4 protein-coding genes are annotated in these 4,389 nt (G+C 56.3%); 1 reads left to right on the top strand and 3 read right to left on the bottom strand.

What is annotated here, in order from left to right; translation table 11 throughout:
• Positions 1-182: 182 nt before the first annotated feature.
• Positions 183-428: a hypothetical protein gene (locus lacNas_RS11930; RefSeq protein ID WP_373868171.1), complete on the top strand. Its 246-nt coding sequence runs from the start codon at positions 183-185 to the stop codon at positions 426-428.
• A gap of 90 nt (positions 429-518) precedes the next feature.
• Here the strand turns inward: lacNas_RS11930 and mnmG are convergent, their stop codons facing one another.
• From mnmG to lacNas_RS11945, 3 genes are all read right to left on the bottom strand, one after another.
• Positions 519-2,414: a tRNA uridine-5-carboxymethylaminomethyl(34) synthesis enzyme MnmG gene (mnmG, locus tag lacNas_RS11935; RefSeq protein WP_201331055.1), complete on the bottom strand. Its 1,896-nt coding sequence runs from the start codon at positions 2,412-2,414 to the stop codon at positions 519-521.
• A gap of 26 nt (positions 2,415-2,440) precedes the next feature.
• On the bottom strand, positions 2,441-3,826 hold the full coding sequence (gene mnmE / locus lacNas_RS11940) for a tRNA uridine-5-carboxymethylaminomethyl(34) synthesis GTPase MnmE (RefSeq protein WP_201331056.1): 1,386 nt from the start codon (positions 3,824-3,826) through the stop codon (positions 2,441-2,443).
• Between the two features lie 107 nt (positions 3,827-3,933).
• Positions 3,934-4,389 (bottom strand): YidC/Oxa1 family membrane protein insertase (locus tag lacNas_RS11945; RefSeq protein WP_201336236.1); only part of this gene is annotated, 456 nt, incomplete at its 5' end.

Below are 4,389 nucleotides of genomic sequence, written 5' to 3' on the forward strand. Positions count from 1 at the left end.
TTCCCAAACATATGTTTCTGAAGTATGACTAAAATTTGCGCTCTAACCTAAAGCAAAGTTCTGGCTTTCCCTACGCTAATTCAACTTAGAACCTACCTGCTATCTCTTACATATAATCAAACACATTAAGTACGTTTTTCGCCACTAGTGTTATGCTCTTTGGGGCGCCGAATGTGGTTGGGATGAATTTCATTAAAAAGTTAGTCAGTTGGCTTGGTGGATTAGTCTTGATCATTATATTTGGTCTAGTCTTAATCACCCTCTACAATGCCTACTACTGCTTCGGTCCCATGATTTTTGGTGAGCACCTCGCTAGTGCCAGCAGCCAATTCTGGTTTGCAGAGTTGCTGCTTGGCGGTGGCTACACCGTAGTTGTCTTGCTTATCGCTATCGGAACTAAGCTCACTAGAAAGAACAAAAACAATTGAGAATTACTCTCATTTTTTATCCACTCAAAATAGCCATATGCATCCCCCCACAGCAAAAAAAGGCGAACCCCACCGGGTTCGCCTTTTAACTTACTTCTGGACCTTGGCGTACTTGCCGTTTTGCACGTAGACGCTCAAGATGGCCAGGTCAGCTGGGTTGACCCCGGAGATTCTTTCCGCCTGGGCCAGGGTTTCCGGCCGGATCTTAGCGAACTTCTCCCGGGCTTCGGTTGCCAGGCCCTCGATCTGGTCATAGTCGATGTCCTTCGGGATCTTCTTGGCTTCCTGCCGGCGCAGGCGGGCCACTTGGATCTCCTGCTTCTTGATGTAGCCGGCATACTTGATGTCGATCTCCACCTGTTCCTTGACGTAGCGGTCTCCGGCCAATTTCTGCCCGGTCAGGCGCTCCACGTCTTCAACCGTCACCTTTGGCCGTCTGAGGAAGACGTCAGCCTTGACCCCGCCGTTTAAGCTGCTTTCGCCCAAGCCAGCCAGGTATTCGTTGACGGCAATAGTCGGGTGGACAGTGATCTCGCCCAGCCGGTCCAGGTCTTCCTGGATCAGCTCCTTCTTTGCCAAAAATTCAGCATAGCGGTCATCATCGATCAGGCCCAGGTCATGCCCCTTTTCAGTCAGGCGCAGGTCGGCGTTGTCGTGACGGAGCAGCAGGCGGTATTCAGCCCGGCTGGTCAAAAGCCGGTAAGGCTCTTCCGTCCCCTTGGTGACCAGGTCGTCGATCAAGACGCCAATGTAGGCTTCATCCCTGCCCAAGGTGAAGGCTGGCTTGCCTTCCGCGCTCAAGGCCGCGTTGATCCCGGCGATGAGGCCCTGGCCAGCGGCTTCTTCATAGCCGGAAGTCCCGTTCATCTGCCCAGCCGTAAACAGGTGCTTGACCCGCTTGGTTTCCAGCGTGTGGGTCAATTGCCACGGGTCGACCACGTCGTATTCGATGGCGTAGCCTGGCCGCATCATCTCGACCTTTTCCAGGCCAGCGACCGTGTGCAGCATCTCCAGCTGGATTTCTTCCGGCATGGAGGTTGAAAAGTCGCCGACATAGATTTCTTCCGTCTTCCGCCCTTCCGGTTCCAGGAAGATCTGGTGGCGGTCCTTGTCGGCAAAACGGACGACCTTGGTTTCAATCGACGGGCAGTAGCGCGGCCCCACCCCGACGATGTCGCCGGAGAACATCGGCGACCGGTCCAGGTTCTGGTTGATGATCTCATGGGTCTTCGGGTTGGTGTAGGTCATCCAGCAGGAAGTCTGGTCAGTGAGGTAGTCCTCGTCCTTGCTGGTGAAGGAGAAGTGGCGGGGCTCCTTGTCGCCCGGCTCTTCTTCGGTCTTGGAGTAGTCGATCGTGTGCATGTTGACCCGAGGAGGCGTCCCGGTCTTGAAGCGGCGCAGCTTGAAGCCCAGTCTCTCCAGGCTTTCAGACAGCTTGATGGCTGGAATCGTGTTGTTGGGACCAGATGAGTAGTTCAGTTCCCCGATAAAAATCCGCCCTCTGGCCGCGGTCCCGGTCGTCAAAACCACGCTCTTGGCCCGGTAGCGGGCCCCGGTGTTGGTGACCACGCCCCGGCATTCCCCGTCTTCGACGATCAAGTCGTCAACGATGGCCTGGCGCAGGGTCAGGTTAGGGGTGTTTTCGATGGTCCGCTTCATTTCTTCATGGTAGTCCCACTTGTCGGCCTGGGCCCGCAGGGCCCGGACCGCCGGCCCCTTGCCCGTGTTCAGCATCCGCATCTGAATGTAGGTCTTGTCGATGTTCTTGCCCATCTCCCCGCCTAAAGCGTCGATTTCTCTGACCACGGTCCCCTTGGCCGGACCGCCGACTGACGGGTTGCACGGCATAAAGGCCACCATGTCCAGGCCGATGGTCAAAAGCAGGGTCTTCTCCCCCATCCGGGCGCTGGCCAGGGCGGCCTCGCAGCCCGCGTGGCCGGCACCGACCACGATCACGTCATATTCGTTTGAAACATAAGTCTTCATCTTTTTCGTCTTCCTTGCCTTCCTCGCTATTTCCCCAAGCAGAACTGACTGAAGAGGTCATTGATCAACTCGTCTGGCGCGCTTTCGCCCGTGATCTCGCCCAGGCTTTCCCAGGCGCCGGTAAAGTCGATCTGGACCAAGTCGACCGGCATCCCGTCTTCAAGTCCCTTGACCACGTCGGCCAATTGCTGCTTGGCCTTGGCCAAAAGGCCCGCCTGCCGCTGGTTGGTGACCAGGACCTGGTCGTTTGAGTTCTCGATGCCCTTGAAGAAGAGCTGCTTGATCAGGGCTTCCAGCTCGTCCAGCTTTTCCTTTTTCATGATCGAGGTGCTGATCACTTCGCTGCCGCTTTCTTCAGCAATATCGGCTGCTGACAGCTTCTCTCCCAGGTCCGTTTTGTTCAGCACGATAATCCGCTTCTTGCCGGCGGTCAAGTCCAAAAGCTGCCGGTCTTCTTCCGTCAATTCCTGGCTGCCGTCCAGCAAAAGCAGGATCAGGTCCGCCTGGGCAATGGCCTTCTTTGACCGCTCAACGCCGATTTTTTCCACCTGGTCCTCGGTATGGTGAATCCCGGCCGTGTCGATCAGTTCCAGCGGCACCCCTTTCACGGAGACGAATTCTTCCAGGGTGTCCCGGGTGGTCCCGGCCACGTCCGTCACGATCGCCTTGTCGCTCTGGGTCAGGTAGTTCAAAAGAGAGGACTTGCCCACGTTTGGCCGGCCGACGATGGCGGTCTTCAAGCCGTTTCTGAGGATCTGCCCCTCCTGGGCCGTTTCCAAAAGGCGGGCAATCTTGCCGCTGACGGCTTCAGCGCAATTCAGCATCTTCTGGGCCGTCACTTCTTCTTCATCGTACTCCGGATAGTCGATGTTGACCTCGACATTGGCCAAAACGTCCAGGATTTCCTGGCGCAGAGCCCGGATTTCGGTCAACAGGCCGCCGGAGAGCTGCTTGACGGCCACCTGCCGGGCCTTGTCGGTCTTGGCCCGGATGATGTCCATCACGCTTTCGGCCTGGGTCAGGTCGATGCGGCCGTTGACGAAGGCCCGCTTGGTAAATTCGCCCGGGTCAGCCATTCTGGCTCCGTTGGCCAAAAGCAGCTGCAGGATGTCGTTTGTCACCACGATCCCCCCGTGGCAGTTGATTTCCACGGTGTCTTCCTTGGTAAAAGTCTTCGGGGCCAGCATGACGGAAACCATGACTTCGTCGATCACCTGCCCGCTTGCCGGGTCCACGACGTGCCCGTAGTTGATCGTGTGGCTGGGCACCTTGGTCAGGTCCTTGCCCTTGAACAAGCGGTTGACAATGGCAACCGCGTCTTCCCCGGAGACGCGGACGATCGAAATCCCGCCTTCCCCCAGCGGCGTTGAGATCGCCGCGATCGTATCGAATTCAGTTAAACGTTGAACCATCTCATTACCTCATTTTTTCCAATAAAAAAAGCGCAATTTCCACCATGAAAAATGATGGATAAAGCACTTTCACTACTTTATCTAAAAAACTTTAGATGAATATTCTGTTATTTGCGCTTGAGGCGCTTGTAAGCCCGCCGCATCTTGCGCTGACGCTCGCGTTCGGCTTCCTCCTTGGCCTCCTGCTCCTTCCGGTACTTGAACGGATTCTGCAGGACCAGGGTCTGGCCAACCTGGAAAAGGTTGGAGATCACCCAGTAAAGGGAGATCGCGGACTGGAAGACAATCGCCCAGATGCCGACCATAATCGCCATCGCGTAGCTCATGACCTTGGTCATCGTCGTCTGGGAAGACTTCGGCACGGACAAGGTCGCGATGTATGAGGACAGGAAGGTAAATACCGCCGCCAAAACCGGCAGGATGTAGTACGGGTCTGGCTTGCCCAGGTCCATCCACAAGAATTTGCCGTTCTGCAGTTCCGGCGTCCGCCAGATGGCTTGGTACAGGGCCCACATTACGGGCAGCTGGATCACCATCGGCAGGCAGCCGGCGTACGGATTGAC

This window comes from Lactobacillus nasalidis, assembly GCF_016587775.1.
Classification (GTDB): Bacteria; Bacillota; Bacilli; order Lactobacillales; family Lactobacillaceae; genus Lactobacillus; species Lactobacillus nasalidis.

Excerpts from the sequence above, each read along its gene's own strand:
- lacNas_RS11930 (WP_373868171.1), top strand. The coding sequence starts at position 183 with ATGAATTTCATTAAAAAGTTAGTCAGTTGGCTTGGTGGATTAGTCTTG.
- mnmG (WP_201331055.1), bottom strand. The coding sequence starts at position 2,414 with ATGAAGACTTATGTTTCAAACGAATATGACGTGATCGTGGTCGGTGCC.
- mnmE (WP_201331056.1), bottom strand. The coding sequence starts at position 3,826 with ATGGTTCAACGTTTAACTGAATTCGATACGATCGCGGCGATCTCAACG.